Source organism: Leisingera sp. ABD4_442, assembly GCF_056160905.1.
Map to the genome: position 1 here is coordinate 1 of NZ_JBSWYB010000047.1, position 26,615 is coordinate 26,615.

Consider the following 26,615-nt stretch of genomic DNA (forward strand, 5'->3'; position numbering starts at 1 on the left):
GGCGCTTGATGCCATGCACCTCATAGCCCTTTTCCAGAAGAAACTCCGCAAGATAGGAGCCGTCCTGGCCCGTGATGCCGGTGATAAGAGCGCGTTTAGTCATCATTCACCTGTTTTCCTGCCGCCTGCGAAGGATCAAAACAGCAGGCTTAGTTGGTCACGTTCAATAACTCCGCAGATGAATTGCGGCCGGCCCCTGATTGCGGCGCCATAATCTGCTGCGCGATCCGCCGGCAGCCTCTTTGAATACAGCCTTTGCATACAGCCGCAGCGGTCCATCAGGGCGGCTTGCGAATGGCGCGAATCCGGCTGCAGCTGCTCTGCCTGAGCGCGAAACATAAATCGCGCTATAGCTGTAAAGCCGCAAAAAGGCCAGCCTGGAAGTTCAGGCTCATGACCCGTTTCCTGCACTGCTGACCCGTCTGGAGATCCGGATCCCCCCTTCCTTGGCCGGCTCTCTTAATGCCGGGCCGGAAACGGGGCGGGGCCGCAGTGCCCGGACCTCTGCCTGGACCCGGCGCATGGAAACGGGGCTGGGCATCAGCCGCGCCGCTCCAGCACCGAAACCGCGCAGCCCGCGCCCATCAGGGCGGCAAAATAATAGGCTATGCCGGGGATCTGCAGCGGGAAATCCACCAGCGAATGGGCTGAGACGAACCCCAGCGCGCCCAGGGCCAGCACCGGAATGGCGCGCAGCGATTTACGCCGCCGCAGCCCGGTGAAAAGGCTCTGCAGCAGCAGCCGGTATCCCAAGGCAAGCAGCAGCGCCGCAGCAGGCAGCCCGATGCCGAAGGCCAGCTCCAGAAAGGAGTTATGGGCCCGGTGCCAGGTGCCTTCGGTGCCCAGGCAGCCGGGGTCCCGGTAGGCGGGGAAGGCCTCGGGGAAGGCGGCAAAACCGGTTCCCGTCCAGGGATGGTCCAGAATGCCCTGGATAGTGCCGGCCCAGGCGCACCAGCGCAGATCCTGGGGGCTGCCATCCAGCCGGGAAAACACCGGCTCCCCGAACAGTGCCAGAAGCACAAAGCCGCCGCCAAGAACGGTGAGCATCCGGCCGGTCCGGCTGGAATGCCGGGCCTTGGCATGGATGATGCCCAGGCACAGGAACAAGGCCGGCAGGCTGAGCATGGCGCCCGCACGGGAGCGGGTTGCGAGGATGGCAATCAGGGTTGCAAACAGCATCAGCCAGACCAGCGCGGGCAGCAGGGCAGGGCGGGCCGGCCCGTCCGGTTTGCGCCGCCGCCCCTGCGCGGCGAGGAGCAATGCGCTTCCGGCCAGGGCAAAGGCCGTGAGGCCGAAAAAGGATGCGGCGGCATTGCGGTTCACAAACACCCCGGAAAAACTGCCGAACCCCACCTGATAGGCCGAAAAGGCCTGCGCCTCAGGGAAGAAGGCTTCCAGGCAAACCGACAGCAGCACGATGGCAGCGCCGGTCAGCGCCAGCAGGTGCCAGACATGTTTGGCAGACCGCGGAGACTGGCACAGAATCAGGCTGCAGATAAACACCAGGCCGGGCAGCAGCAGCGCGGGCAGGGCGGCCAGGGTGCGGTCCGGGCTGACGGAGAGATATCCGGAGCTGACCGGCAGCAGGGGCGAGACCTCCTGCCAGAGCGGATGCCCGTAGCCAAGCGGCAGCGGCATCGCCTGCATCCCGGTCCACAGTGCGGCCAGCAGCAGCACCGGGACGGTGCCAGCCACCAGGCGGCGCAGTGCAGCCGGGGCTATTGCGATGGGCAGGCACAAAAGTGCCAGGACCGCGGCCAGGCCTCCGGAAATCTGCGCGTAGGGCGGCGAAACCGATCCGTTGAACAGGGCAGCCAGGAACAGAACCGCCGCCAGGCCGAAGCGGCACAGGGTTCTGCCGCGGTGCGGCGAAACCGCCAAAGATGTGAGGTGCAGCACGTTCTCGCACTCCCTTCAAGGACTGCAGTTCATTAGACGGATGATTCGGAAGCGGCAAGAATTCTGCACGGTTCCGGACCGCGGCGGGAGGGCGGTTTCTATTTTTCCACCGCTTCCGGAAAGCGTTTTGGATTTTACCATAAACAATCTATGGTTTTTCTTTTGCCTTTGCATACACGCTGCTGTGTTGACCTGGCCACGTCTTTCAAGGAGAAAGGCTGTGTTTTCTTCAAGAGAACTCTTTATTTTTGGTGAATTTTGCTAGAAAGCCCGTTGCAACGGTATGTTCCGGACCGCGCAAGACACTTCAGACGAGTAGAATTGAGAACCTTATGATTTTTACAAAACCCTTTGGTTTGCTTCTTGTGACCCTTGCTGCCAGCGCCTGCACTTTCCTGCCCAGGAACGGTCCCGATGAAACCACCATCCTGGAAAAATCTGCTTCCCATCTGCAGACCGAAACGGCAACCCTGGGGTACAGCTATGTCGTCGTGGATGTGAACCGGGAAGTTATTCCCTTTGTGACCAAGGACGACCTCAGCTCTTTCGCCACCTTTGGCGCCGATAGCGCGCGTGTGCCCAGCATCCGGCTGGGGGCGGGCGACGTGATCCAGATCACCATTTTCGAAGACCAGTCCGGCGGCCTGTTCATCCCTGAGGAAGCAGGGGTCCGGCCTGGCAATTTTGTCACCCTGCCTGCGCAGGAGATCGGGCGGGACGGGACCATCACGGTGCCCTATGCCGGCAAGATCCGGGCCGCAGGCAACACCCCTTCGGCTGTCGAGGAAACCATCCGGCTCCAGCTTGAGGGCAAAGCCATCAACCCGGCCGTCACGGTTGAGGTGATCGAAGCAAACTACCCGCGCGCCTCGGTGATCGGCGAAGTGGAGGAGGCCGGCGTCTTCACCCTGCGCAACAGCGGCGACCGGGTGCTGGATCTGGTGGCCCAGGCCGGCGGCATCACCGGCGAGGATCATGAAACCTTCGTGACCCTGACGCGCGGCAGCAAGAGCGCCAAGATCTCCTATGAGGCGCTGACCGCCAGCCCGCGGGAGAACATCTTTGTGGCGCCCGGCGACAATATCAATGTCGATAGCGAGACCAAGAATTTCTACGCTTTCGGCGCGACCGGAAATGTCGGCCAGTTTGCCTTTGATTCCGAAAGGGTGGATCTGAACTCCGCCGTCGCAAAGGCAATCGGCCTGGACGACAACCAGGCGGACCCGGCCCATGTGTTCATCTACCGGGTCGAGCACCGCCACGCGCTGCAGGAAATGGGCGTTGATGTCACCGGTTTCGAAAATCACGATATTCCAACGATTTACCGGGCCGACTTCCGCAAACCGGACAGTTTCTTCATGGCCAAGAACTTCGAGATGCGGGACGAGGATGTGGTCTATGTCTCCAATGCCGATTCGGTGGCCATCAGCAAGTTCTTCGGGCTGGCGACAACCATTTCCGGCAATACCGTGCAGATCGACGGCGACGTCACCACCCTGTCCGACTAACCGGGCTCCGGGTTTGACATCCCGGGCTGGGGGCGGAACAAGAAAAGAGAGCTGCCTGCACCGGGCAGCTCTCTGGCATGTTCAGGCCGGAGGGGGCGCAGGCACAGGAAGGCGGCAACGGCAATGCCGGGTATGTTCACAGGTTTCTGGCGCCGCCGCGGCGGGCCGCAGGCCGCGGAATTCCCGCCGCTGGCCCCGGATGAGCCGTTCACCGCAGTGGGCGATATTCACGGCAGATATGACCTGCTGATGCAGCTGATCGACAGGATTGCTGCCGGGCCGGGCACCGGGCGGCTGGTGTTCCTGGGCGATTACGGCGACCGCGGCGAAGACAGCGCCCGGGTGCTGCAGGCGCTGTTCTGGCTGCAGCAGAACGCGCCCGGAACCATTTGTCTGCGCGGCAACCACGAGGAGATGCTGCTGCGCTTCCTCGGCGATCCGCTGCGCCATGGCCCGGGCTGGCAGCAGCATGGCGGCCGCCAGACCCTGGCCAGCTACGGTATTGCCCCGGTCTGCCCCGGCGCCCCGGAGGGCGACTGGCTGGCGGCCCGCGACAGTCTGCGCAGCGCCATTGGGGCAGAGCTGACGGGCTGGCTGGCGGGCCTTCCGGCGATGTGGCAGACCGGCAATGTGGCAGTGGTGCATGCCGCCGCCGATCCGGCGCGGCCGATGGCGGCGCAGCGGGAGCAGGATCTGCTCTGGGGCCATCCGGATTTCCTGCGGGTGCCGCGCCGTGACGGTATCTGGGTCATTCACGGCCATACGATTGTCGAGGAGGTGCAGGCGGTTCAGGGCCGCATCGGCCTTGATACCGGCGCTTTTGCAACCGGCAGGCTGAGTGCGGCCTGCATCCGCAGCGGCGGGTTTCAGGTCCTGGCAGCCTGAGTATCGGGCAGCCGTTTTTTTGCCCCCTATGGAATAATGCTTTGGCAGGAGTTCTCTCGACAGTTTGCGGCAGACTCTTTATAAGCGGGATCGGGTTTTGCGCTGTTTATTAGCGCGCAGGCTATTCCATTCCATTCCGGGACAGGGCATTTGAGGAAGTGATATGAGTGTTGAATTTTCTTTCGGCAAGAAACAGGCGCTGGAAGCTGCGCTGATTGCAGCTATCGGGGCCTTTCCCCTCAGCGCTGCGGCTCAGACTGCGCCGGCGGAGAGCGCCGGCGGAGCTGCCGCAGGCCTATCCGCTGAAGCCCCTGCTGCGATTGCAGCGGATCCTGAGGCTTTGGCACGGTTCCTGGAAAACCCGATGGCCTTTCTGCCGCCGGAAGGCACGCTGGCGGCACGGATTGCTTCGGTCGCGCTTGCGGATGCTTCGGTGATCGGCCAGATCGTCAGCCTGGCCTCGGCCGACGGGGTGACACCGGGGCAGCAGAGGGCCCTTGGTGAAGGCCTTGCCCTGGCCGCAGGCCAGTTGACCGGAAACGGCAATCTGCAGCAGGGCGCAGCCATTCTGGCGGCTGTGGCCCAGTCCCCCTCCACCAGCCTGGGCGAAGGTTTTTCGGCCGCTTCGGGTGAGATCCAAACCGCCGCGACCCCGCCCGCCGCCCCTGGTCCGGCGGCGGCGCCGGACACCCCGGCGGCTGCGCCGGCAGGCATCGGCAACGGCAATGCCGCCGCCGCCGGCACACCGGCCACTGGCGCAGGCACGCCCGGCGGCAACAATGCCGGCGGCGGCGCCGGCAGCACCCCCGGGGCCGCGCCCTCGGGCAACAGCAATGCCGGCGGCGTGCCTGGCGGCGCTGTCAGCCCCACCGGATGAGTGCTGCCGCCTGCCCCCCTGACGCAGGGTCCGGCCGTTCCGGGCCGCCCGCCGCGGCGGCCCGTCCCAGTCTTCAAGAGAGCGCTTGCCTGCCCCTCCGCCGGATGACCGTGCTGACGGGCGGCAAGCCTTCAGGCAAAGCATGCAGCAGATGAAAGACGACACTATGTTTGCGCCCTCCCAGCCGGTTGCGGCGCTGGAGGAAGACAGCATCGACCTGATGCGCCTCTTCGCGGTGGTCCGCCGCCGCTGGCAAGTTCTGCTGCTGGGGCTGCTGGCAGGCCTGGTTCTGGGCATTGCCTATGCGGCCACGGCAACCCCGGTTTACACCTCTTCGGCGCATATCAGCATCGGCTCGCCGGATGCCGAAAGCGCGCGCGAGCTGTCCGGCGTCAGCGGCATCAGCCTGGATGAGGATCAGATCACCACAGAGATCCAGGTGCTGCGCTCGGAGCAGATCGCAGCACGGGTTGTGGATGCGCTGGAGCTGGCCGGCAATGAGGTTTTCCTCACCGCTCCCGCCAGCGGCCCCGGCCGGGTGCTGTCCGGAGTGAGGCGGGCTGCGGGGGCCGTGCTTTCGGCGGCTCTGAGCCTGCTGCGCGAAGACCTCCCGGTGCCGCCGCTGAGCGAGGAGGAGCGGGCCGGGCAGGCCCGGCAGGAGGCAGTCAGCCTGCTCCGGGAAACCATGCGTGTCAAACAGATCGAGCGCAGCCGGGTTCTGAGTGTCACCTATACATCCGTCTCGCCTGCGCTGTCGGCCAGGATCGCCAATGCCATTGCCAATGCCTATATCGAGGACCAGCTGGCGTCGAAATACGAGGCGACCCAGCGGGCCACCGGCTGGCTGAAGGAGCGCTCGGACCAGCTGCGGATCCAGTCCACCATGCTGGACAATGCGGTTGAGACCTTCCGCAGGAGCAACAATCTGGTTGGGGTTGGCGGCGACCTGGCGTCGGATACCCAGCTGGAGCTGCTGAACAAGCAGGTTGCGGACACCCAGTCCGAGCTGGTGGTGCTGGAGGCCCGCGCCAAACGCCTGAATGAAATCGTCAGCCAGAACGATACATCGGCATTTGTCAGCTCTACCGCCACCCAGTCGATCACCTCCAACCTGCGGACCCAGTATCTGGAAACCCTGCGCGACTATAACCGGCTGCAAAGCAGCCTGGGCGAAGATCATGAACAGACCCAGCGGCGCCAGCGCGAGCTGGTGCAGCTGCAGGGGCTGATGTTTGAAGAGATCAAGCGGTCCGAAATTGTCGCCCGCAATGATGTGCGCGAAACCAGGGAACGGCTGAGCAACCTGGAAGCCGCGCAGGCGCTGGCCGCGGACCGGCTGGGCGCCGACAACACAACCCTGGTCGAACTCAGGGAGCTGGAGCGGAATGCGGACACCGTCCGCAGCCTCTACACCAGCTTCCTGCAGCGCTATCAGCAATCGCTGCAGGAGCAGAGCTTCCCGGTCAGCGACGCCCGGATCCTGAACCCGGCGCGGGTGCCGGATTCTGCCAGCTCTCCCAAACTTGCGAGAACCGCAGCGCTCGCCGCCATCCTCGGCCTCATGCTGACGGCCGGCTGGATTGCTGTCCGGGAAATGCTGGACAACAAGCTGCGCACCGAAGAGCAGATCCGCAATGCGCTGGGGCTTGAATTCTTTGGCGGCCTCGAAAACCTGACGGCAGACAAGCAGCAGGAGCCCGGGCAGCTGGGCCGCCGGGAAGTGCGGTTCCCCGGGATCATGCGCTATGGCGCCGAAAAGCCCCTGTCCGGGTTCGCGGAAACATTGCGCATCGGCAAGATGAGCGTCACCCTGAAGGGCGGCGCCAGCCAGAGGGGCCAGGTGATCGGCGTTGTCTCCAGTTTTCCGGGCGAGGGAAAAACAACCACGGCGGCGAATTTTGCCGGGCTGCTTGCCGCCCAGGGCGCCAGGGTGATGCTGATTGACGGCGATATGCGCAATCCCGGCCTGACCCGCGCCCTGGCGGGGGAAATCGGCATGGGCCTGGTGGATATTCTGCTGGAAGGCGCCCATTGGCAGGATGTGCTGTGCCTGGAAAAGGAAACCGGCACCCATATCATTCCGAACCGGCGCGGCCGGGTGGTTCATACCAGCGAACTTTTGGGCGGCCCGGACATGCAGAAGCTCATCAGCGACTGCGCTGCGGCTTATGACTACGTTGTTTTTGACCTGCCGCCGCTTGGCCCGGTGATCGACACCCGCGCCATTCTGCACAATCTGGACGGCTTGTTCTTCATCGCCAAATGGGGCGCCACCAATGTGAACCATGCAGAAAACATCCTGCGCAGCGACCCGCGCCTGCGCAGCAAATGCTACGGTGCCTTTCTGAACATGTTCGACGCCCGGAAGGCCTCGGCCTATGGCAGCTATGAAGGGGCATCCTACGCCTACGGCAAATCCTATGGCCGCTACTACCAGGACCGTTAAGGCGGCGCTGTTCCTGCTGGCCTTGTTCTGCGCGGCCCTCCAGTGGATGGGGCTGCGCAGCCAGCTGTCCTATCAGGGCCATTACCGGATGGCGGAGGCTGCCGGCGCAGGCAGGCTCGACCCAGGAGATGCGGCCTGGCTGCAAAGCGCCCTGGAAAGACCTGTGCCGGCCGGCCGCTTTACGGGGCCGCAGCTTCTGCGCGCCTCCGCCTTGCTGCATCTGTACCACGTGGATCTCACCGCCGCCGGAAAAGGCATTCTGCCTTTTGAAGCGGCTCAGGACCCCGGCCTCATGGCCGCCCGGCTGGGGGCGGCGGAACAGCTGAAATCCGCCCTGTCCCGGACCCCGTCTGATGGCGATCTCTGGTTGCGTTTGGCTCTGCTCGCAAGAGCTGGCGGTGCCCAGGGCGGCCCGCCGCCCCGCTATCTGGACTACCTGGAACTGTCCCGGAAGACAGCCCCGCACGAGGGCTGGATCCTGAGCCGCAGACCTGTCCCGTCCCCCTGACAGAATTTCCTGAATACATAAAATTCTCATTCAATTAAAAACAGTTGACTCGCGCACAAGAAAGTTAATACACGATTAAGGCGAGGGCGGCTGATCTTCCGTATAGTTAAAAAATGTTCTAAAGTTTAGGTTTTTTGGGAAAACATATGTTTGATTTCAATTTCCCTGACCGGGATCTCCAGGATTCTGTTGCTTGTCCGGTTCAACCCACAACCAGTACGAGCGTTCTTTTCAATCTGGTAAAACGGGTGTTTGATGTTGTTGTAAGTGCCGTTGTCCTGCTGCCGCTGATGGTTCTCAGTGCGTCCGCCCTGCTGGTTCTGAACCGGTTCTGGAACCACGGCCCGCTGATCTATTCGCAGGAACGGATGGGGCGGAACTGCGTCCCCTTCACCGCGTATAAATTCCGCACAATGCGCCCGGCAGAGAAGATTGAACGCAGCGCGGACTGCCCCCTGGAAGAAGACAGGATCACGCCGCTTGGCCGGTTCCTGCGGCGGTCGCGCATTGATGAGCTTCCGCAGATTGTCAATGTTTTCAAAGGGGAGATGAGTTTGATCGGGCCGCGTCCCGATTACATCCCCCATGCCCGCAAGTTTCTGGCGGAAGTGCCGGGATATCAGGCGCGCCACGCTGTGCGCCCGGGTATCAGCGGCTGGGCCCAGGTTGAGCTGGGCTACATCGAAGGCACCGAGGCCACCCGCAAAAAGGTCGAAGCGGACCTGCATTACATCACAAATGCCAGCCTGGCCCTGGAAGCGCGCATTGTGTGGCGCACCCTCGCCGTCATGGCCCGCCGGGGCGGTGCCTGACGCAGCTGCGCCCCGGGCGGCGGCTCTCAGAAATCAGGAGAGCTGCCCGGCCGGCGCCTCCAGGTTGCGCACCCCGAACCAGGCGGATGGATCATCTTCAGATTGAATTTTAATGAACCGGTACCCGGTTTCGTGCCAGGGCCGAATAGCTCCTGTAAGGTTGTCTAATATAACATCCTGTCTATTTAGGCGGGCAACCAGTACCGCATGCCCTGTTCCATCCTCTGTCAGCACTGTTGCAATTTTGAGCCTGCTTGATGGCCACCCTTTGGCAAGCAATCGCTTCCGTTTCAAAAGCGCATAATCTTCGCAATCCCCCCGGGCCGGGTTCAAGCTCCATTCATCCGCCCGCCCGCCGGCGCTTCCATCCGCCTCGGGTGTCATTTGCCTGTTCACCTTAAGATTGATCTTCATAAGTTCCGCCAGCTGATCCTTGAAGGACCGCCTGGCAGCGCCGGTGCCGGTCTGGCGCTGGCATTGATCCGGGTAGGCCAGGCAGAAGCGGGCATGCGCCAAAGGCGGCAGAACCTGTCTCGTCACTTGGATAACAGCAGCGGCGGCGCCGTTCCTTTGCGGGGGCTGCGCCGCGTCGGCGGAAGGCACTGCGGTGCAGAGCAAGGCGGCCGCCAGAAAGGCCGCGGCCCTGCCTGCCCGGAGGCCCGGACCAGAAACCCCCGCGCCGCGCCGCTGCAGGCACAGCCCATTCCCGTACACCATCGTCTTGTTCCTCGCAGAAGAAATCTGATCGAGGACATGCGTAACCCGGCAACCGTGAGATGCCGGGGGGATGCTATGGCCAGAAAATGGCTCTTATTTTCAATTTGTTAAGGATTGCTATCAAAGTGTTAGCGCCTGCGGATCAATGGCCGGCCCATAGGCGGCTTATCCGGCGGCAGTGCAGGGGCGGGGGCCGCTTGGGGGCGCAACCAGCAGCCTGAGGACTGCCCGGAAACCACCGCCCCTTGCAGGGTAAGCCCCGGCACGCACCGGGGCCTTCTGCGGTCCTGACCCTAGGGTCCTGATCCTAGTCTAATGGGGCAGCCGCATCGAAGTGGGTTGCCGCCCAGGTCAGCACCTGGCCATCTGAAACCGCCTCTGGCGCCTCCAGGGCCGCGCGGCGCAGATAGGTCTTTGTCGGCCAGGCCTGGCCGTCGCCCTCTGTCACACTGTTGATGTTGGTCCGGACGAACAGGTCCTGCGGGTCTTGCTGCCAGATCCCCGTGGCAAAGAATGCGTCGAATTCCCCGAAATAGGCCGCCCCCTTGATGTTGGAGACCGTCAAATCCGTGTTCGCACCGCTGTAGTCTGAAAGATTGTATGTGGCTCCATTGCTCACCTGAAGGGATGGAAAACCCGCTGCGCCCCACGCGCTGGAGTATTTCACGGCGGGCAGCATCGCGGTATAGAACCAGCCCAGCTCCATGCTGCTGGTGCTGATAGACAGCTGGGCGCGCAGGTCCATCCTGCCGGGCGCAAAAGTCCGGACCAGGTCCATTTGCCCGGCGGTGGCGTCCTCGCTGTGAACCCAGGTGAACACTTCGGAAAGCACCAGGGATGCCCCCCACACGGGCGCCGGCATGGACAGCGCCGACAGGTCCACCGCGGCCCCATCCAGCAGGGCGGATGAGGACACAAGCGCCTCATTGCCATGGGTCTGGCCGCCGAACTCCGTTTGTGCGGTGATTGTGCCGGTGACCGCATATTCCCGCTCGCTGGAATAATCCAGGTAGCGCTCCGAGAACTGCCAGCTCGAATAGGCCCAGACGTTATAGTCCAGCGCCCCGTCACTGCCGGTGCCGCTGGTATGCGACGGCTCTGTTGCGCCGGTCACGCCGTCCGACCGCACCCGGTAGTAATAGCCGTTCGATCCTGCGAATTCCTGCCCGGCCTTCACCGTCACGCCGGAAGACCAGAGCGGGGCGTCCAGCCGGGTCAAGCTGTCCGGGGCGGCGGTGATCGCCACGCCCTCGATGTAGATGCGGTGGCTGGCGCTGCTGCTATCGCCCGAGACTTCGACCCGGACCGTGTAATCACCCTGGGGCAGGTTTGAGGCAACTTTGACGTACCTGCGCCGTTCAAGGTCGGTGGGAGTGATCGTATCAAAGCCCTTGTAGCCGCCTTGGTCCGGCAGCTCATTCACAAGGGCTGCCGAACCATCAATGGTGACTTTGGCAATGCCGGTATTGGTGCGCCCGGTGTAAATCACATAAAGGTCGCCCGCGCCGGTCACGGTCCATTCGACATAATTCCCGGCAACGGTGTCATGCTGGGATCTGCCGCCGCAATACATGTTGGAATAGCCCGACGCTGCACTGGTGAGCTGCGAACCAAACCCCGACCTGGCCGCCTCGCCAACCGGGTAAACATTGGCGGCCAGCATGTAGCGCAGCCCCCTGCAGGAGCTGCGGTTCACCCCATCTGCATCAAAGCGCCGCTCGCTCAGCCAGTGGCCGCCGAGGTCGCTGAAGACCCGGAAGCCGCGCCTGTCGCCGGCAATACCCACATGCGCGCCCTTGAAGAACTCCCTGGCAGGAAACAGCTGCGCAGGTGCGAAGGGCTGGCGGCGGCGGTGCTGCGGCGCCATTACCGAATGTCCGACACCCAGCATCAGTGCCGGCCTGCAGCAGCGGCGGCACAGTGCTGCGCGGCCGGGCGTCCCGGCCCCCGGCGGTGATTGGCGAAAGGATCGGTCTGAGCCATGAGGTGTCTCCCAACAGTGTTGCGTTCCGGAACAAGCCGTCCGGCGCCGGTTTGATAGCCGCAAAGAAAGAAGATTGGGAAAAGCAGGCGTGCGCTGAAGGCCCCTGCCGCGCAACACCCTGCCGCGCAACATCCTGGCGGGTGTCCGGCCGGCCTGGCCGCCGAAGGAGCGCCGCAAGCTGTCCCGCGGCTGGCGGGCTGCGCATCCGTCAAGCCATGGGATCAAACACCAGCCAGGCTTCTGGCGTTCTCATATTGACCAGCTACCGCATAGGTTTCACAGTTGAATTTATTTCGCCAATTATGCAACAAAGCGCCGCAAGCCCCCTGCATGAGGTCAAACATCTGGACCGGATGCTTAAGGCGTGCCAGGGCATTAAGCTCTGCAAACGCAGCTACCGGAGATGGCCAGTATTTCTCAAGGTCTCCAGCTGCGGCATAGATCCGTTTCTTACACGCATAAGCTGATGCGCTAAAAGTTTAAGGCAGTCAAAGAGCCTCAATATGAGTTCCAAGAGACCAGTATACACATCAATTGCATCCCCGCATTTCATGATCATCGGTGCGGCCAAGGCCGGGACAACCACGCTTTACGACGACCTGGCCGGGCATCCCCATACCCATCTGCCGGATTTCAAAGAGCCCGATATCTTGCACCAGTCAGATAATGCGGCAGAGGTTTCTGCACTTTACCGGCGCCATTTTGCCCGGGCTGAACCCGGCCGGATCTGCGGTGAAGCGTCGACGTATTACACCATGCTGCCGACCTTTCCTGGCGTGGCGGATATGGCCCGGAAGGTCTGCGGCCCTGAGCTGAAAATCATCTACATCATGCGCGATCCCATGGCGCGCCTCAAGAGCCACCTCGCCCATGACGTTGGGGCCGGGCGCCTGAAGCACCGCGATTTCGCGCGGGCGGTGCGTGAAGACCCGCGCTATCAGGCCTGGAGCGACTATCCCCGCCAGATCGCTCCCTGGCTCGGCGCCTTTGACCCGTCCTGCTTTCTGTTTCTGTCGTTCGAGGCCTTTATCCGGGATCGCAGCGCGGGCCTGAAGGCGGTCTGCACCCATCTCGGGATCGACCCCTCCCTGGCGCCCCAGCGCACAGATGTCAGCAACCAGCGGGGCAGCCAGCGGCAGCTGCGCTTGCCGCTTTTGGGCCGCGCAGTGCGGTCCGGCCTTTATCAGAACGGGCTGCGGCGCCTGCTGCCGCGCGGCGTTATAGAAGGCGGCAAGACGCTGCTGTCGGCCCGGCGGCCCGTTCCCGGCATCACCTTCACGGCGGCGGAAGCGGAAGCCATCTCTGCGCCTTTTGCGGATCAGCGCGCGGCGCTTGAGCAGCTCGGAATCCGGACCTTTCCGGGCGTGCAGGCCCCGCCGGGCGCCGCGGGCACTCCAGCCGCGGCAAATGGTGCTGCCTGATGCGCGCGCGCCTTTCCCGTCTTCTGCGCTCTGACTGGGGCGTTTACGGCACCCGCGGCATGGTGATTGCTTCGAATTTCCTGGCGCTTCTGGTCATCGCCGGCTTCATGGAGGCCGCGGAGTTCGGACGCTTTGCCTTTATGTGGGCGGCCGCGCAGACGCTGTCGGCCATCGCCTCTGCCGGCGCCCCCAACCTCCTGCTGCGCGAGCTTTCCGCCTATCAGGTGCCAGGCTATCAGGGGATCACGCGCGGGCCTGCGGTGCGGCTCATATTCCTCTGGCCCGCTGTTATCCTGGCGGGGATTGCAGGCGCCGTCCTTGCGGCGGATACGGCCGGTCTGCTGGAGCCTGTCATTGCAAGGGGCAGCGGCAGGGGCATACCCGCATTTGAGCTGGTGCTGCCGGTGGCCGCCGCCGCTTTTTTCATCTGTTTCATCAATGTGCTGGGGACGCTGCTGCGGGTCCTTGGACGCACCAGCCTGGCCATGCTGCTGCGCGATGCCGGCCCGCAGGCCCTGATGCTGGCCGCAACGGCGGGGCTGGCGTTCTTTGCCCCGCCAAAGGCCGTTCTGGTCTTTGAGGTCTTTCTGGGCCTGACCCTGTGCGCCGTGATCTGTACCGCTGTGCTGGGCGGCAGGCGCCTGGCGCCGCTTCTGGCCGGGCTGCCCAAAGGCGCCGGATGGCTGGGGCGCCGCCCGGCAGACGGCGGCGCGCCTCAGGCGGCGGGCGCAGCAAAGACATCCCCCTTGGGGTTCTGGGGCAGCACCATTACCGCAACTCTTTGGGCCCAAACCGATATTCTGCTGGCGGCGTTTTTTGTAAGCCCAAGCGTTCTGGGCCAGTATCAGATTATAAAACGCGTTGCGAACCTGTCGTCGGTGCCGCAGATCGTGGCAAATTGGGCGGCCGTTGTCCCGGTCGGCAAAGCCTTTGCCGCCAGCCGCACCGATGAGATTCAAACCCACTGCTTCCGGGCCCTGCGGCTGAGCCTGGGACCGCTTGTGCTGCTTCTGCTGGGCACCATTCTTCTGATGCCTGCCCTCATTGCGCTGTTTGACCTTTCGGCAACGCCTGCGACCTGGGCCATACTGGGGCTGTTGCTGGCCAGCTCTGCCATCAATGTGCTGGCGGGGCCCAATTTCACCGTGGCAGCGCAATGCCGCCTTGAGGGCGCCGCGCTGGCTGCGCGTTTGGCAGGGGTTGCTGCAACAGCGGGGCTGATCCTGATCCTGGGCGGGCTGGGGGCAGCTGCCATTGCTGCGGCGGTCCTTGCCGGCTCACTCGTTGCCAATGCCCTGATCTGGTACCGCATCCGGAAAACGATCCAGGTGGATACCTCCGTTTATTCAATGTTCCACATTAAGATGCAGAGATAAAATGAGAAACGCCCTCACTTCCGCCAGCCGCCCCAGGGGGCGCCTGGCCCGCACCGCAGTTGCCCTCTCTGCCAGGCTGAACTATGAGCGCGCTTTGCGCTGGCCGGGACAGGCCCCCTATATTGTCCTGACCGAATTCCCCCGCTCCGGCGGCAACTGGATGCGCGACATGCTGGGGGATGCATTGCAATTGCCGGTGCCGCGTTTCGGGCGCCTGCCGGTGACCTTCCCGTCGATTATTCACAATCACGACCACCGGGTTCTGACAGCCCATCCCAGCGTCTATGTGCTGCGCGACGGGCGCGATGTCTTCCTGTCCCATTTCGACAAGACCGTGACCGCCTTTCTGGCCGGAACGGCCCCGCTGCAAGCGCGGCTTCTGAAACTGCACCCGTCGCTGACACCGCTCAGCAGCGGGGCGGACCGCAGCCGGATCGACACCGTCCTGTTCTATCAGGAATGGAAAAAACGCCCGATGGGCAGCCGCGTCAACTGGGGCGATCACATCTCGCCCTGGCTGGCCGCCAGGCCAGCGAACACCGCCTTCCTGCGCTATGAGGACATGCGGGAAAACCCTGAGGGCACATTGGCAGCCGCCCTGAAGAAAATCACCGATGAACCGGTAGCGGATGCCGCCATTGCCTTTGCCGTGGCGCGCAACAGCTTCGAAGCGCAGACCGGCCGCAAACCCGGAGAGAAGGATGTGGCAAGCACCAAGCGCATGGGGCTGGCGGGGGCCTGGAAATCGCAGATGCCGCAACAGATCCAGGAGATGTTCAAAGCGGATTTCGGCCCGGCGCTGGCGGCGGCCGGCTACGAGCTGTAATCCGGCGGAGAAGCGCTTGATGATTGCGGTGTGTTTCATGTTTGCGGTGCCGATCGTGGCCCTGCCCTGGATTGCAGCGGGCCGCTACGGCCTGCTGCCCTGGGTGTCGCCGCTGCATTTCGTCGCGTATTTTGCGTTCTTTGGCGTGCTGATCAAAACCATCGTGCTGGCGGTTGCGCCCGAGGTCATGATCTTCAGCCATTTCATTGACGACCAGGACTCCATCCTGTGGGGCTATTTGTATCTCCTGCTGTTTACCGCCTTCCTGTGCCTTGGCTATATTGCGGGCATACGGGTAAAGACGGCGCCTGACCTGGCCGCTCTGTCCAGGATTGCGGTTGCGCGTATCCGCCATCCGCTCCTGCTGGCTGTTTTGGGCATCGGTGTGTTCCTGCTTGCCGCGCTCTCGCTTTTGTCAGCCCGCGGCATTGGCGGTTTGACAGCGCTGTTTTCCGCCGAAGCGATCCATTCTTTGAACAGCACGAAAGTTGTCACCACAGAGAGCGGCGTGGGGCAGAGTTTTGCAGCGCTCAAGGCATTCTTTATCACGCCGCCGCTGGCCATGCTGATCTGGATCGCGCGGCAATCCGTTTTTCCCCGTCCCGGCAATATGATCCTGATCCTGGTTTTGACGGGCACGGTGATCCTGTCGATCCTGGTGGAAGCAAAGCGGCTCGAGCTGCTGAACCTGCTGTTTTATTATCTCTGCATCTCTGTTCTCATGGGGCAGCGGATCAGCGGGCGGTTCCTGCTCAGGCTGTTTGCCGTGTTTTTTGCAATCATTGCCTTGTTCATGGTGATGACGACGCTGCGCGCCACCAAGGGCGGGCTCGACGAGCTGGAATTCGCCCTGCTTGAACCGCTGCTGCAAATCGCAGGCTCCACCTATTTCCTCGATATCAACGTCCCCATCATGATCGTGGACCGGCTTGGCCAGCTGCAGCTGTTCCTTGGCGAAAGCTATACCTATTGGCTCTTTGGCTGGATTCCCCGGGATCTCTGGCCGGGCAAACCGGCAGTGACTTTGGGGCCTTATGTAAAACAAGCGGTTATGGGCCTCCATGGCACCGTTGGCGGGGTGAACCCAACGGGGGCGGGGGAGGCGATGCTCAACTTTGGCTGGGCGGGCGTGTTTGCCGGATTTGGCCTGGGCTGGATGTACCGCCGCATTGAGGAGTATCTGCTGCGCCCTAAAGTGTTTGCCGTCTACGGCGGGATTTGGATGTATCCGTTGATTTTCTTTCCCTTCCTGGTAGCAACGCTGCAATCCTCTTTCAGTGCCACTTTGGTTACGACCGTGTTCAATATTATTCTGCTGAAGCTTATTCTGAAGCCTGTTTCCATCAGATGGCGCATTAAGCCGGCGCCTCAAACCCATGGCTGATTCCGCTTCGCATTCAGGGAGCGCCCCGCGATGAACTCCGCTTTTTTCTTTCTGGCCCGTGTTCCCGCAGCCCTTCGGCGGCGGCTGGGATCGGCCATTTCCACCTTTGTCCACCGCCGGACACTTGATCGTGTCGGCCCCGGGACGCGGTTCCACAGCGGCTGCCGGCTGTTTTTCCCCGGCACCGCGCATATTGGTGCGGGCTGTCATTTCGACAGCGATGTCAAAGCCGGGGCCGATGTTCCTGGCAGCCGCCTCGAGATCGGCAGCAATGTGCAGATCAACCGCATGTCCCGGCTGGATATCTCGGCGGACCTGACGATCGGGGACAATGTGCTGATCTCAGAAGAGGCGGTGATCTACACCCATTCCCACGGGCTCGATCCGCGCTCGTTTCCCAGCATGGCCGCAAAGCGGATTGGCAGGGACGTCTGGATCGGCCGCCGGGCCATTGTGATGGCCAGCTGCACCGAAATCGGCGAGGGGGCTGTGATCGGGGCGGGCGCCATTGTGACCCGCAATGTCGCCCCTTACGACATTGTCGCGGGCATTCCCGGCCGTGTTATCGGAAAACGGGATCCCAAAGAGCCCGCCCGGCCTGAGGCGCCATTGGAGGCAGCACAATGAAAGTCCTTCATGTGGCGCCAAGCTTTTACCCTGCAACCCGCTGGGGCGGGCCGATCTTTTCGACGAAAAGCCTATGCGACTGGGCGGCAGGCCAGCCGGATATGGCCGTGGATGTGCGCACCACCGATGCCGCCGGGCCAGAGCGCAGTGCCCGGCTTCTCCCGGCAGAGCAGTGCCCAAGGATGGAAGCGGGATACCCCGTCACCTATTACCGCCGTATTGCAGGCCACTCGATTTCCCCTCAGCTCCTGTTTGCCCTGCCGCGGGCGGTCTGGAGCGCTGATATCGTTCACCTGACGGCCACCTATTCCTTCCCGACACTGCCCACGCTTTTCTTCGCGCGCCTGTTGCGCCGCCCGGTGGTCTGGTCGCCGCGCGGGGCCATTCAAGCCAGCCATGAGTGGCGCGATGCCCCCCGGCAAGGCCCAAAGCGCGTCTTCGAACGCCTTGCGCGCTTCTTTGCCCCCGCCCGCACGGTGCTGCTGGTGACCGCCGAAAGCGAGGCCCGCGCCACTTTGGCGCGCATGCCGGGAATGGGGGCGGAGATTGTGCCCAACAGTGTTGAACTGCCGCAGGATGGCGCGCTGGCGCCGCGCAGCTGGCGGCCGGGCGGCCAGCTGCGCCTGCTGTTTCTGAGCCGCGTGCATGAAAAGAAAGGGATCGACCTGCTGATTGCCGCCATGGCGCGGCTGGGGCCGAATGTAACCCTCGATATCTTTGGCAGCGGTGAAGAAGATTATATCGCACAGCTCAAGGCCCAGGTTGCAGATTTGGGGCTCGCAGGGCGCGTGCAGTTCCGCGGCCATGCGGATGGCGCTGAAAAGGCAGAGGCGTTCCGGCAGGCGGATCTTTTCGTCCTGCCCAGCCACAGCGAGAATTTCGGAATTGCGGTGGCCGAGGCGCTTGCCCATGGGGTCCCGGCCCTCACCACCGATGCCACGCCTTGGACAATGCTGGAGGAAGAAGGCTGCGGGCGAAGCATTCAACTGTCTGTTGAGGCGCTGGCGGATTGTCTCAAGGGCTTTGAGAGCCAGGATCTGGAGGCGATGGGCCGGCAGGGGCGCAGATTCATTGGCAGCACCTTTGGCCCGGCGGCAGTCAATGGCGCGCTCCGGGAGATCTATGAAAGCCTGTTGCGGGGCGGGGCGCCGCGGGGTGGTGCGTAAAGATGGTTCACTCTGAAATTGATGTCGCCGCAAACCGGTCGAGCCGCAAGTGGAGCCGCAAGGAACAAATGGGCCGTGTTTTATGGGCGCTCGCCAGCCCGCTGTTCCGGCTGAGCCCGCGGCCGCTTTGGGCCTGGCGCCGCGTGCTCTTGCGGGCCTTTGGCGCGCAAGTCGGGCCGGATGTCCATGTCTATCCGACGGCGCGTATCACCATTCCCTGGAACCTGGACCTCGGCGCGGGCTGCGCGGTGGGGGATCATGCCATTCTTTATGCCCTGGGGCCGGTTACCCTGGGGCCCCGTGCAACGGTCTCGCAATATGCCCATGTCTGCGCAGGCAGCCATGACCTTGGCAAAAGCGACCGGCCGCTGACGAAACCGCCCGTCACCATCGGCGCAGATGCCTGGGTTGCGGCCTCTGCCTTCATCGGGCCTGGCGTGACCGTGGGGCAGGGGGCCGTGGTCGGGGCCTGCGCTGTGGCCGCCAAGGACGTGCCCCCGGGGCATGTTGTCGTTGGCAACCCGGCGCGCAGCGTCCGGCGCCTGACAGCATGACCGCGCAGATCCCTGCCCTCCCGCCGGTCCAGGCCAGGGCGCCTTGCACTTGAAATACGGCGGCCCGCGGCCTTCCGGAAACCTTTAGCAGAGCGATAGAACACCATGACACTGACTGTTGTGATTTTGACCCGGGATGAGGAACGCCATATCGCGCGCTGTATCAAGGCCGTGGCCTCTTTTGCCGGTCATGTCCTCGTGGTGGACAGCGGCTCCGCCGACCGCACGGTGGAGATCGCCCGAAGCCTGGGCGCGGAGGTGCGCATGAACCCCTGGGTCAATTATGCCACGCAGATGAACTGGGGCATCGAGCATGTGCCCGAAGGCACAAAATGGATCATGCGGCTGGACGCGGATGAGGTGGTCTCGCCTGAGCTGGCGAGGGAAATTTCCGGCCAGCTTGCCGGCCTGCCAGATGATGTGGACGGGGTATACATACCGCGGCGCATGACGTTTCTGGGCCAGCCGATCCGCTGGGGCGGGGTCTTCCCCGTGCGTATATTGAGAGTGTTCCGCGCCGGCCGGGGGCGCTGCGAGAACCGCTGGATGGATGAACATATCCTGGTTCCGGGGCGCACTGTGGAGTTTTCAGGCGAGCTGCTTGACGACAACCGCAACTCGCTGACCTGGTGGACCCAGAAACACAATGCCTATGCCAGCCGCGAGGTGGTGGATCTGCTGAATCTTGAGCATGGCTTCATGCCGCATGAGACCGTGGCCGATTTGCGCGGCGGCACGCAGGCCGGTGTGAAGAGATGGCTGAAGGAGCAGGTCTATGCACGCTTGCCCGGGGGGCTGCGGGCCTTGCTCTATTTTGTCTACCGCTACGTGCTGAGGCTGGGGTTTCTGGACCTGCGCGCAGGGGCGGCCTTTCACATCCTGCAAGGGTTCTGGTACCGCTATCTGGTCGATGCCAAACTGCATGAGGTGCGGCTTTACATGCGCCGCAACCAGGTAGATGCGGTGACAGCAATCCGTGACGTTCTTGGGATCGATGTCAAAAGCTGAAACTCAGGGCCAGCACCCATTCATTCCGCACCACTGGCGCCAAGGCGGCTGCATTTCAGCAGCGCGGCCGGCGTGGACATGCGCCTGCACCGCCAGAGGCACCCGTTAAAATTTTAACCATTTATTAATAAACGGTTCGCCTATTTGTGGGATTGATTGAAAGGATTTAGTGATGGCTGTGGTACCTGGAACCGATTTAAACGATACACTTGTTGGCACGCTGGGCAGAGATCTTCTATTTGGAGAGGACGGCGATGATATATTGCGGGGCCTTCTGGATCAGGATTTTTTGATTGGCGGTGAAGGCAGCGATTCATACTTCATCCGCGACAGCAATGCGGTTGTATTGGAATTCGCCGGAGAAGGCACCGACACCGTTTATACAACCGTTGACTATACTGTGCTGGGCTCATCAGAAATAGAGTTCCTGCGTGCCCAGGGCACTGCAGACCTCACCCTGTCTTTTGAGAATGGGCAGAATGACATTTCAATCACCGGCAACAGCGGCAACAACACGCTGATTGGCGGCCATGGGAATGATTTCCTGTTCGGCCGGGGCGGAGATGATGAAATGCGCGGCGGCGCAGGTGACGACCGCTACATCGTCACAGAAACCGGCGATACTGTTTTTGAGAACGCAGGTGAAGGATTTGACACCGTTATCGCCCGGGCGGATTTCACACTGGGCGCAGGCCAGGAAATCGAAGTGCTGCGCGGATTTTCAACAACCGGGCTGTCGCTTGGAGGCAATGAACTCGGCAACAAGATTGTCGGGAGCATCGGGAATGACATGATCCTTGGCAACGCGGGCAAGGACGAACTCCGCGGCGGCGCAGGCCAGGACATTCTGAATGGCGGCGCGGGCGATGACTTCCTGCATGGGGGGGATGGCGCAGACAGTTTCATTTTCACCACGGGCTTTGGCAGCGACCGGATCGCAGATTTCGACTTTGCTCTTGGTGAGCAGATTATCTTTGCTCAGGTGGCAGGCCTCACCGATGCCAGCCAGCTGACGCTCACGGCGGTTGCGGCCGGCAGAAACACATTGATTGAGTTTGACGGCAGCTCTGTGATCGTCGTTGGGGCCAGTGCAACAGAGACTTTGGACAGCATCCTGGTCATTTAGGCCCAGGATCCGTTGATTCTGAGCCCGGCATCCTCTCTGTGCTGCATGTGTCCGATGCGGCCTGGCTGCTGCCTGTCCCGCGGCTGCTGCCAGGCCGGGCTGGGTTCAGAGCGCTGATTTGGCCCCTTTGAAAGGGGCCGCCCCAGCCGCTGCCCTCATCTTGCCGCCCGCAAGCCCAATGGGCTGGCGCAAACGCAGGCGCCTGCCCGGTTTCTGCCGCGGCGGTCTCAAAGAAACTGCTGGATCTTGGACAGATTCTTCAATGCCAGAGTGCCCATCCCCCCCACTTTATTGCTGCGGATAGCACGGTAGTCTTCCCTGCTTTTTTGAAAGACCTTTTTCAACGATGCATTGCTTGCGCCGCCCATCCGCATTTTGACAAAGACCTCCGGAACATAAGCGAGCTTGATCCGGCCTGTAACCAGGTAGCGCAGCATGGCGTCATAATCCGCGGCGATATTGTAGGACGTGTCATAAAGCCCCCACCGGTCAAAAACCCGGCGGCGCAGATACAGGGCCGGGTGCGGGGGCATCCAGCCGCGGCTGAGCTTTCCTGGCGTGTACGCGCCTGAGCGCCATTTGCGGATCACCCGCGCGGTGTCCCCCGCGGCAACGTAATCGAGATCGCCGTAAACGCCGTCCACTTCGGGATCCTGCATGGCGGCGGCGACACGTGCCAGGACAGTGTTGTCAGCAAAGAGGTCATCAGAGTGCATCAGCCCCACGATATCCCCGGTGGTGCGGCTGATCCCCTTGTTGATTCCGTCATAGATACCGCCGTCCCGCCCGCTTTGCAGCGCCACATCCGGCCCCGCCGCACGGGAAATCAGGCCCAAAGTGCCATCTGTGGAGCCGCCGTCCTGAATAACATGTTCAACATTGGAATAGGTTTGCGCCGCAACACTGCCGATTGCCTCGGAAATAGTCGCTTCACGATTGAAAACTGCCGTGACAATTGAAATTTTCAGCACGTCCAATCCTTCGCTCATAAATGCAATTGGCATTTGAGGTGACCGTGTTGTGCAGGAAAGTCAATGAAACACGCTTAGGGCCAGGATCCATTCATTCTGCGGACGCGCGAACCGCTGCAAAGCAGCGGCTTTGACCGCTTGGAATTGACACCGCCAGTCCCGGCGCGCTCAAAAACCTGCTTTCCTGCCGTTCGCGCGCCAGCAGTGCAGGGTGAATGGGGCCTGAGCCTAATCAGCTGGACAGCTGCCGGATTATTGAAAGGGTGGGCCTCGATCCGCGTGCCGGCGGCCATCGCAATACCCCTCCTTCGGCAGCGGCGGCTATTGCCTGTCCAAGGATACCAATCAGTTCCTGGCCAATTGCAGTCATGTGCCGCGAAAATATGATTCGCGCCAATGGTGGCGCCAGCCGCACCGGCAAGGGTAAGGGCAAGGGCAAGGGCAAGGGCAAGGGCATGCCGTGGTGCATTGCACGCAAGGCGCAAGATGCGCACGGAATCTTTTACAACCCTTGAAAACTGAAAGGCGAAAAAGATACCCCCCCCTTGGCCGCCAGCAAGGCCAAGGGGGGCGTGCGCCCTGGGGCGTGTCGTTAAAGTACCGTAATCGCACGGGATTTAATGACTCCTGGCCTCAATCGGATATGCGCAACACCTCCCGGGAGACATGGAGAGGGCAGGAATATTCCCTCTTGAAAGTTAACCCTTAAGGTGTAACACCTTCCCCGAGTTGTTAACTTTTTATTAAACTTTTGGACGGGGCACTCTCATGGCAGCCTTTACTGGTACTATCGGTAATGATTCTCTTCGCGGATCGAATTTCAATGATTTTCTCGAGGGGCTTGATGGCAACGACACGCTCAACGGCGGGGCGGGTCAGGATATCATGGAAGGCGGCCTCGGCGACGACATCTACAGAGTTGATGACAGCGGCGACACCATCGTCGAAAACGCCGGCGAAGGGTACGACCGTGTTTACACCAAAGTGGATCTCACGCTCGATGCCTCGGTTATCGTTGAAGAAATCCGCCTCACCGGGTCTCAGGATGCAGATATTGTATTCGAAGCCGAGCACAATATCTCCCTGATCGGCAACAGCGGCAATAATCTTCTGCACGCAGGCCGCAAGGACGACTTCCTGAGAGGCTACGCCGGCAATGACGATCTCGCAGCCGGCAATGGTCAGGACACGCTTATCGGCGATGAAGGCAACGATACCCTGAGAGGGGGATTGGGCGATGACCTCATGATCGGCGGTGAAGGCGACGACTATTATATCGTGCGCGAAACCACCGATAGCGTTGTCGAGCAAGCCGGCGGAGGATACGACACTGTATTGTCGAGGGTGGATTTTACGCTCGGGCAAATTCAGGAGATCGAAGTCCTGCGTGCGGGCACAGGCAACGGCGTTACCCTGACCGGGAATGACTTCGGCAACTCCGTTCTCGGCAGCTCCGGCAATGATGTTGTGCGCGGCAGCGGCGGCGCGGATACCGTCCGCGGCAACGGCGGCAACGATACAGTCGATGGCGGCACCGGAAACGATCACCTGGCTGGCGGTGCCGGCAGTGACGTGTTTGAATTTTATGCAGGCTCCGGCGATGACCGGCTGCTCGATTACGACACCGCCTCCGATAGCATTCTGTTCATTGGGTTCACAGAAGAGGATGTGGAGGTGAGCTCCACCGCCAGCGGACGAAATGCCCTGATCGAGTACGGCGATGAAAGCATCACCCTGATTGGTGTGGATACGGCTTCACTGTCTGCGCTTGAGGATTCTTTTTCCTTTTCCCTCTAGCCGACCGGCGTTCTGATCCAAACGGCTGCTGTCTGGGGCCGTTGGGGCATCAAAGCTCTCCTCTTCCCGCCTGCGCCCGGCGCCATGCATGCGCCGGGCGCAGCGCCGCGCGGGCGGCGCCCGGCCCAAGGCTTTGCAGCGCATCTGCGATGCGGCGCACAGGCGCCCTGTTCCGCAGCCTACCCCTTGGCACCCTGGCCGCGGGCATAGATGTCCTCGTAGCGGATGATGTCATCCTCGCCCAGGTAGCTGCCGGTCTGCACTTCGATCAGCACCATCGGCACCTTGCCCGGGTTCTCCATCCGGTGCACCGCGCCCAGCGGGATGTAGACCGACTGGTTTTCCGTCACCAGCCGGACCTCCTCATCCACCGTCACCCGGGCGGTGCCCTCGACCACAATCCAATGCTCGGAGCGGTGGTGATGGCTCTGCAGGCTCAGCGCAGCGCCGGGATGCACATGGATGCGCTTGACCTGGAACCGGTCCCCCACCGCCAGGCTCTCGAACCAGCCCCAGGGGCGGTGGTCCTTGGGGAAGCAGGCGGCCTGGCGGGCGCCTTTTTCCTTCAGCGCCGAGACCGCCAGTTTCACATCCTGGGCCCGGTCCGCCGCGGCCACCAGCACCGCATCGGGCATCGCCACCGCAATGATGTTCTCCAGCCCGATGCCGACCAGCTCCAGCCCCTCGCTTTCAGACCGCAGCAGGCTGTCCGCGCAATCAATCGCGGTGGCCGCCCCGGCGGTCACAACCCCATTGCTGTCCGCGGGGCTTTCGCGCCGGACCGCGTCCCAGCCGCCCAGATCCGACCAGCCCGCGGCAAAAGGCACAACCGCCAGGTTGTCCGCCTTTTCCATCACCGCATAGTCGATCGAGATATCCCCAGCCTCTGCCCAGGCGCCCGGATCCAGCCGCAGGAAGCCCAGATCCGGCCGGCCCCGGTCCACCGCGGCCTGCACCGGCGCGATCAGCGCCGGCGCATGGGCGCGGAACGCCGCCAGGATGGCCTTCACCGAGAACAGGAAGATGCCCGCATTCCACAGGTGCCGGCCCGAGGCCAGCATCGCTTCGGCGGTCCTGGCATCGGGTTTTTCGACAAAGCGCTTGAGCCCGAGCGGGCGCGGGGAGACATCGCCGGGCGCCGCGGTCAGCTCCAGGTAGCCATAGCCGGTCTCCGCCCGGTCCGGGGTGATGCCGAAGGTGACCAGCTGCCCGTCCCGGGCCGCCGCCGCGCCTGCGGCAACCGCCGCGCGGAAGGCCTCTGCGTCGGGCACCACGTGATCCGAGGGCGCCACCAGCATCAGCCCGTCCGGGTCGCTCTTCTCCAGCCACAGCGCCGCGGCCAGCACCGCGGGCGCGGTATTGCGCCCCTCCGGCTCGATCAGGATGGCGCCGGGATCAATGCCGGCGGCAGCCAGCTGCTCGGTCACGATGAAGCGGAAATCCGAATTGGTCAGCACCAGGGGCGGCGCGAACCCCTCCCCCGACAGCCGCCGGGCCGAGGCCTGAAACAGCGTTTCCGCGCCGGTCAGCGGCACAAATTGCTTGGGGTAGCTCTTGCGCGACAGCGGCCACAGCCGGGTGCCCGAACCGCCGCAAAGAAGAATCGGGGTAATCATCATAACCAGCCCTTGCCTTTACTTGGCGCGCAGATTGTCCAGTCCCTGGGACAGGAACCAGTCATAGGTGCCGCGCACCCCGTCCTGCAGGCTGATCGAGGCCGTCCAGCCCAGCCGCGCCAGCCGCGACACATCCATCAGCTTGCGCGGGGTGCCGTCGGGCTTGGACGGGTCGGTCAGGATCTGCCCTTCGAACCCGGTCACCTCTGCCACCAGCTGCGCCAGCTCCAGGATCGGGATATCCGTCCCGCAGCCCACGTTGATATGGCTGAGCATCGGTTCGGTCTCGCGCCCGTAGGCTTCCGCCTCCAGGCCCATCACAAACAGCGAGGCCGCCGCCATGTCATCCACATGCAGGAACTCGCGCCGGGGCGTGCCCGAGCCCCAGATGGTGACGCTGTCCAGCCCATCGCGCGCCGCCTCGTGGAAGCGGCGGATCAGCGCGGGCAGCACATGGCTGTTCTCGGGGTGGAAATTGTCGCCCGGCCCGTAAAGATTGGTCGGCATCACCGAGCGGTAGTCCACGCCATACTGGCGGTTGTAGCTTTCGCACAGCTTGATGCCCGCGATCTTGGCAATGGCATAGGGTTCGTTGGTGGGTTCCAGCACGCCGGTCAAGAGCGCATCCTCGGCCATCGGCTGGGCGGCCAGCTTGGGGTAGATGCAGGAGGAGCCGAGCTGCAAGAGCTTGTGCACGCCCGCCTGATAGGCTGCGTGGATCACATTGCACTCGATCATCAGGTTTTCATAGATGAACTGGGCCGGGTAGCTGTTGTTGGCAACGATGCCGCCCACCTTGGCCGCCGCCAGAATGACCTGGTCGGGGCGTTCCGCCTGCATGAAGGCCCGCACCGCCGCCTGATCGGTCAGGTCCAGCTCTGCGGAAGTGCGGGTGATCAGCGTCAGCGCTTCGCCTGCGGCCTGGCGCGCCTGCAGCTGGCGCAGGATGGCGCCGCCCACCATGCCGCGGTGGCCGGCCACATAGATCCGGGGTCCGGTGCCTGCCATCGCCTCAGCCTTCCACGCTGACCGGCAGATCCATGCCGTGTTCTTTCAAGAGCGCATGGCGGCGGGCGGTCTTCAGGTCTTCGGCCACCATCTCGGCGC

At 62.8% G+C, this 26,615-nt stretch carries 24 protein-coding genes and 1 pseudogene; 17 read left to right on the plus strand and 8 right to left on the minus strand.

Going from position 1 to position 26,615, the window contains the following annotated elements; translation table 11 throughout:
* Nucleotides 1-103 (minus strand): GDP-mannose 4,6-dehydratase (locus tag ACXAHG_RS21435; RefSeq protein WP_475060645.1); only part of this gene is annotated, 103 nt, incomplete at its 3' end.
* Between the two features lie 437 nt (nt 104-540).
* Entirely contained in the window at nt 541-1,899 is a 1,359-nt protein-coding gene (locus ACXAHG_RS21440) for an O-antigen ligase family protein (RefSeq protein WP_475060592.1), read from the minus strand.
* A 365-nt stretch (nt 1,900-2,264) separates the two neighbouring features.
* Between ACXAHG_RS21440 and ACXAHG_RS21445 the strand changes: the two genes are divergently transcribed.
* The 6 genes from ACXAHG_RS21445 to ACXAHG_RS21470 all read left to right on the plus strand — a co-directional run bounded on the left by ACXAHG_RS21445 (nt 2,265) and on the right by ACXAHG_RS21470 (nt 8,935).
* Complete coding sequence (locus ACXAHG_RS21445; protein ID WP_475060594.1) at nt 2,265-3,407, plus strand: polysaccharide biosynthesis/export family protein; 1,143 nt, start codon at nt 2,265-2,267, stop codon at nt 3,405-3,407.
* 123 nt (nt 3,408-3,530) lie between these two features.
* Nucleotides 3,531-4,292, plus strand: a complete 762-nt coding sequence (locus tag ACXAHG_RS21450; protein WP_475060596.1) for a metallophosphoesterase family protein — start codon at nt 3,531-3,533, stop codon at nt 4,290-4,292.
* Nucleotides 4,293-4,455: 163 nt separating this feature from the next.
* Nucleotides 4,456-5,169: a hypothetical protein gene (locus tag ACXAHG_RS21455; protein ID WP_475060598.1), complete on the plus strand. Its 714-nt coding sequence runs from the start codon at nt 4,456-4,458 to the stop codon at nt 5,167-5,169.
* A 151-nt stretch (nt 5,170-5,320) separates the two neighbouring features.
* The gene (locus tag ACXAHG_RS21460) at nt 5,321-7,615 is read left to right on the plus strand and encodes a Wzz/FepE/Etk N-terminal domain-containing protein (RefSeq protein WP_475060600.1); all 2,295 of its coding nucleotides are present in this window, start codon (nt 5,321-5,323) and stop codon (nt 7,613-7,615) included.
* The gene (locus tag ACXAHG_RS21465) at nt 7,590-8,123 is read left to right on the plus strand and encodes a hypothetical protein (RefSeq protein WP_475060602.1); all 534 of its coding nucleotides are present in this window, start codon (nt 7,590-7,592) and stop codon (nt 8,121-8,123) included. The genes ACXAHG_RS21460 and ACXAHG_RS21465 overlap by 26 nt, the downstream gene beginning before the upstream one ends.
* A 248-nt stretch (nt 8,124-8,371) precedes the next feature.
* Complete coding sequence (locus ACXAHG_RS21470) at nt 8,372-8,935, plus strand: sugar transferase (RefSeq protein WP_475060605.1); 564 nt, start codon at nt 8,372-8,374, stop codon at nt 8,933-8,935.
* A 33-nt stretch (nt 8,936-8,968) separates the two neighbouring features.
* On the opposite strand, the gene ACXAHG_RS21475 is transcribed toward ACXAHG_RS21470, so the two are convergent.
* Nucleotides 8,969-9,652 carry a transglutaminase-like cysteine peptidase gene (locus ACXAHG_RS21475; RefSeq protein ID WP_475060607.1) on the minus strand — a complete coding sequence of 228 codons (684 nt, stop codon included), beginning with the start codon at nt 9,650-9,652 and terminating at the stop codon, nt 8,969-8,971.
* A gap of 307 nt (nt 9,653-9,959) precedes the next feature.
* Nucleotides 9,960-11,543, minus strand: a complete 1,584-nt coding sequence (locus ACXAHG_RS21480) for a hypothetical protein (RefSeq protein ID WP_475060609.1) — start codon at nt 11,541-11,543, stop codon at nt 9,960-9,962.
* Between the two features lie 596 nt (nt 11,544-12,139).
* On the opposite strand from ACXAHG_RS21480, the gene ACXAHG_RS21485 reads away from it, so the two are divergent.
* The 9 genes from ACXAHG_RS21485 to ACXAHG_RS21525 all read left to right on the plus strand — a co-directional run bounded on the left by ACXAHG_RS21485 (nt 12,140) and on the right by ACXAHG_RS21525 (nt 21,124).
* The gene (locus ACXAHG_RS21485) at nt 12,140-13,057 is read left to right on the plus strand and encodes a sulfotransferase family protein (RefSeq protein WP_475060612.1); all 918 of its coding nucleotides are present in this window, start codon (nt 12,140-12,142) and stop codon (nt 13,055-13,057) included.
* Nucleotides 13,057-14,433: a polysaccharide biosynthesis protein gene (locus tag ACXAHG_RS21490; protein WP_475060614.1), complete on the plus strand. Its 1,377-nt coding sequence runs from the start codon at nt 13,057-13,059 to the stop codon at nt 14,431-14,433. Before ACXAHG_RS21485 ends, ACXAHG_RS21490 begins: the two co-directional genes overlap by 1 nt.
* 1 nt (nt 14,434) lies before the next feature.
* Nucleotides 14,435-15,259: a sulfotransferase domain-containing protein gene (locus tag ACXAHG_RS21495; protein WP_475060617.1), complete on the plus strand. Its 825-nt coding sequence runs from the start codon at nt 14,435-14,437 to the stop codon at nt 15,257-15,259.
* A 19-nt stretch (nt 15,260-15,278) separates the two neighbouring features.
* Nucleotides 15,279-16,643 carry a hypothetical protein gene (locus ACXAHG_RS21500; RefSeq protein WP_475060620.1) on the plus strand — a complete coding sequence of 455 codons (1,365 nt, stop codon included), beginning with the start codon at nt 15,279-15,281 and terminating at the stop codon, nt 16,641-16,643.
* 30 nt (nt 16,644-16,673) lie between these two features.
* Nucleotides 16,674-17,270 (plus strand): acyltransferase, encoded by a 597-nt coding sequence (locus ACXAHG_RS21505; protein ID WP_475060623.1) that lies wholly within the window; start codon nt 16,674-16,676, stop codon nt 17,268-17,270.
* Nucleotides 17,267-18,436 carry a glycosyltransferase gene (locus ACXAHG_RS21510; protein ID WP_475060626.1) on the plus strand — a complete coding sequence of 390 codons (1,170 nt, stop codon included), beginning with the start codon at nt 17,267-17,269 and terminating at the stop codon, nt 18,434-18,436. The genes ACXAHG_RS21505 and ACXAHG_RS21510 overlap by 4 nt, the downstream gene beginning before the upstream one ends.
* 2 nt (nt 18,437-18,438) lie before the next feature.
* A complete protein-coding gene (locus ACXAHG_RS21515; protein WP_475060629.1) occupies nt 18,439-18,990 on the plus strand; it encodes an LbetaH domain-containing protein in 552 nt (183 codons plus the stop codon).
* Between the two features lie 105 nt (nt 18,991-19,095).
* Complete coding sequence (locus tag ACXAHG_RS21520) at nt 19,096-19,998, plus strand: glycosyltransferase family 2 protein (RefSeq protein ID WP_475060631.1); 903 nt, start codon at nt 19,096-19,098, stop codon at nt 19,996-19,998.
* A gap of 172 nt (nt 19,999-20,170) precedes the next feature.
* Entirely contained in the window at nt 20,171-21,124 is a 954-nt protein-coding gene (locus ACXAHG_RS21525) for a calcium-binding protein (protein ID WP_475060634.1), read from the plus strand.
* A 227-nt stretch (nt 21,125-21,351) separates the two neighbouring features.
* Here ACXAHG_RS21525 and ACXAHG_RS21530 read toward each other — a convergent pair whose 3' ends face one another.
* Entirely contained in the window at nt 21,352-22,128 is a 777-nt protein-coding gene (locus ACXAHG_RS21530) for a glycosyltransferase family 2 protein (protein WP_475060636.1), read from the minus strand.
* 350 nt (nt 22,129-22,478) lie between these two features.
* On the opposite strand from ACXAHG_RS21530, the gene ACXAHG_RS21535 reads away from it, so the two are divergent.
* Both ACXAHG_RS21535 and ACXAHG_RS21540 read left to right on the plus strand, forming a co-directional pair.
* Entirely contained in the window at nt 22,479-22,610 is a 132-nt protein-coding gene (locus tag ACXAHG_RS21535) for a hypothetical protein (protein ID WP_475060638.1), read from the plus strand.
* 253 nt (nt 22,611-22,863) lie between these two features.
* A complete protein-coding gene (locus ACXAHG_RS21540; RefSeq protein WP_475060640.1) occupies nt 22,864-23,892 on the plus strand; it encodes a calcium-binding protein in 1,029 nt (342 codons plus the stop codon).
* Between the two features lie 179 nt (nt 23,893-24,071).
* On the opposite strand, the gene ACXAHG_RS21545 is transcribed toward ACXAHG_RS21540, so the two are convergent.
* The 3 genes and pseudogenes from ACXAHG_RS21545 to ACXAHG_RS21555 form a co-directional block, all read right to left on the minus strand.
* On the minus strand, nt 24,072-25,508 hold the full coding sequence (locus ACXAHG_RS21545) for a mannose-1-phosphate guanylyltransferase/mannose-6-phosphate isomerase (RefSeq protein WP_475060647.1): 1,437 nt from the start codon (nt 25,506-25,508) through the stop codon (nt 24,072-24,074).
* Between the two features lie 18 nt (nt 25,509-25,526).
* Nucleotides 25,527-26,516: a GDP-L-fucose synthase gene (fcl, locus tag ACXAHG_RS21550; RefSeq protein ID WP_475060642.1), complete on the minus strand. Its 990-nt coding sequence runs from the start codon at nt 26,514-26,516 to the stop codon at nt 25,527-25,529.
* Between the two features lie 4 nt (nt 26,517-26,520).
* Nucleotides 26,521-26,615, minus strand: a pseudogene (locus tag ACXAHG_RS21555) (GDP-mannose 4,6-dehydratase); the annotation flags it as partial.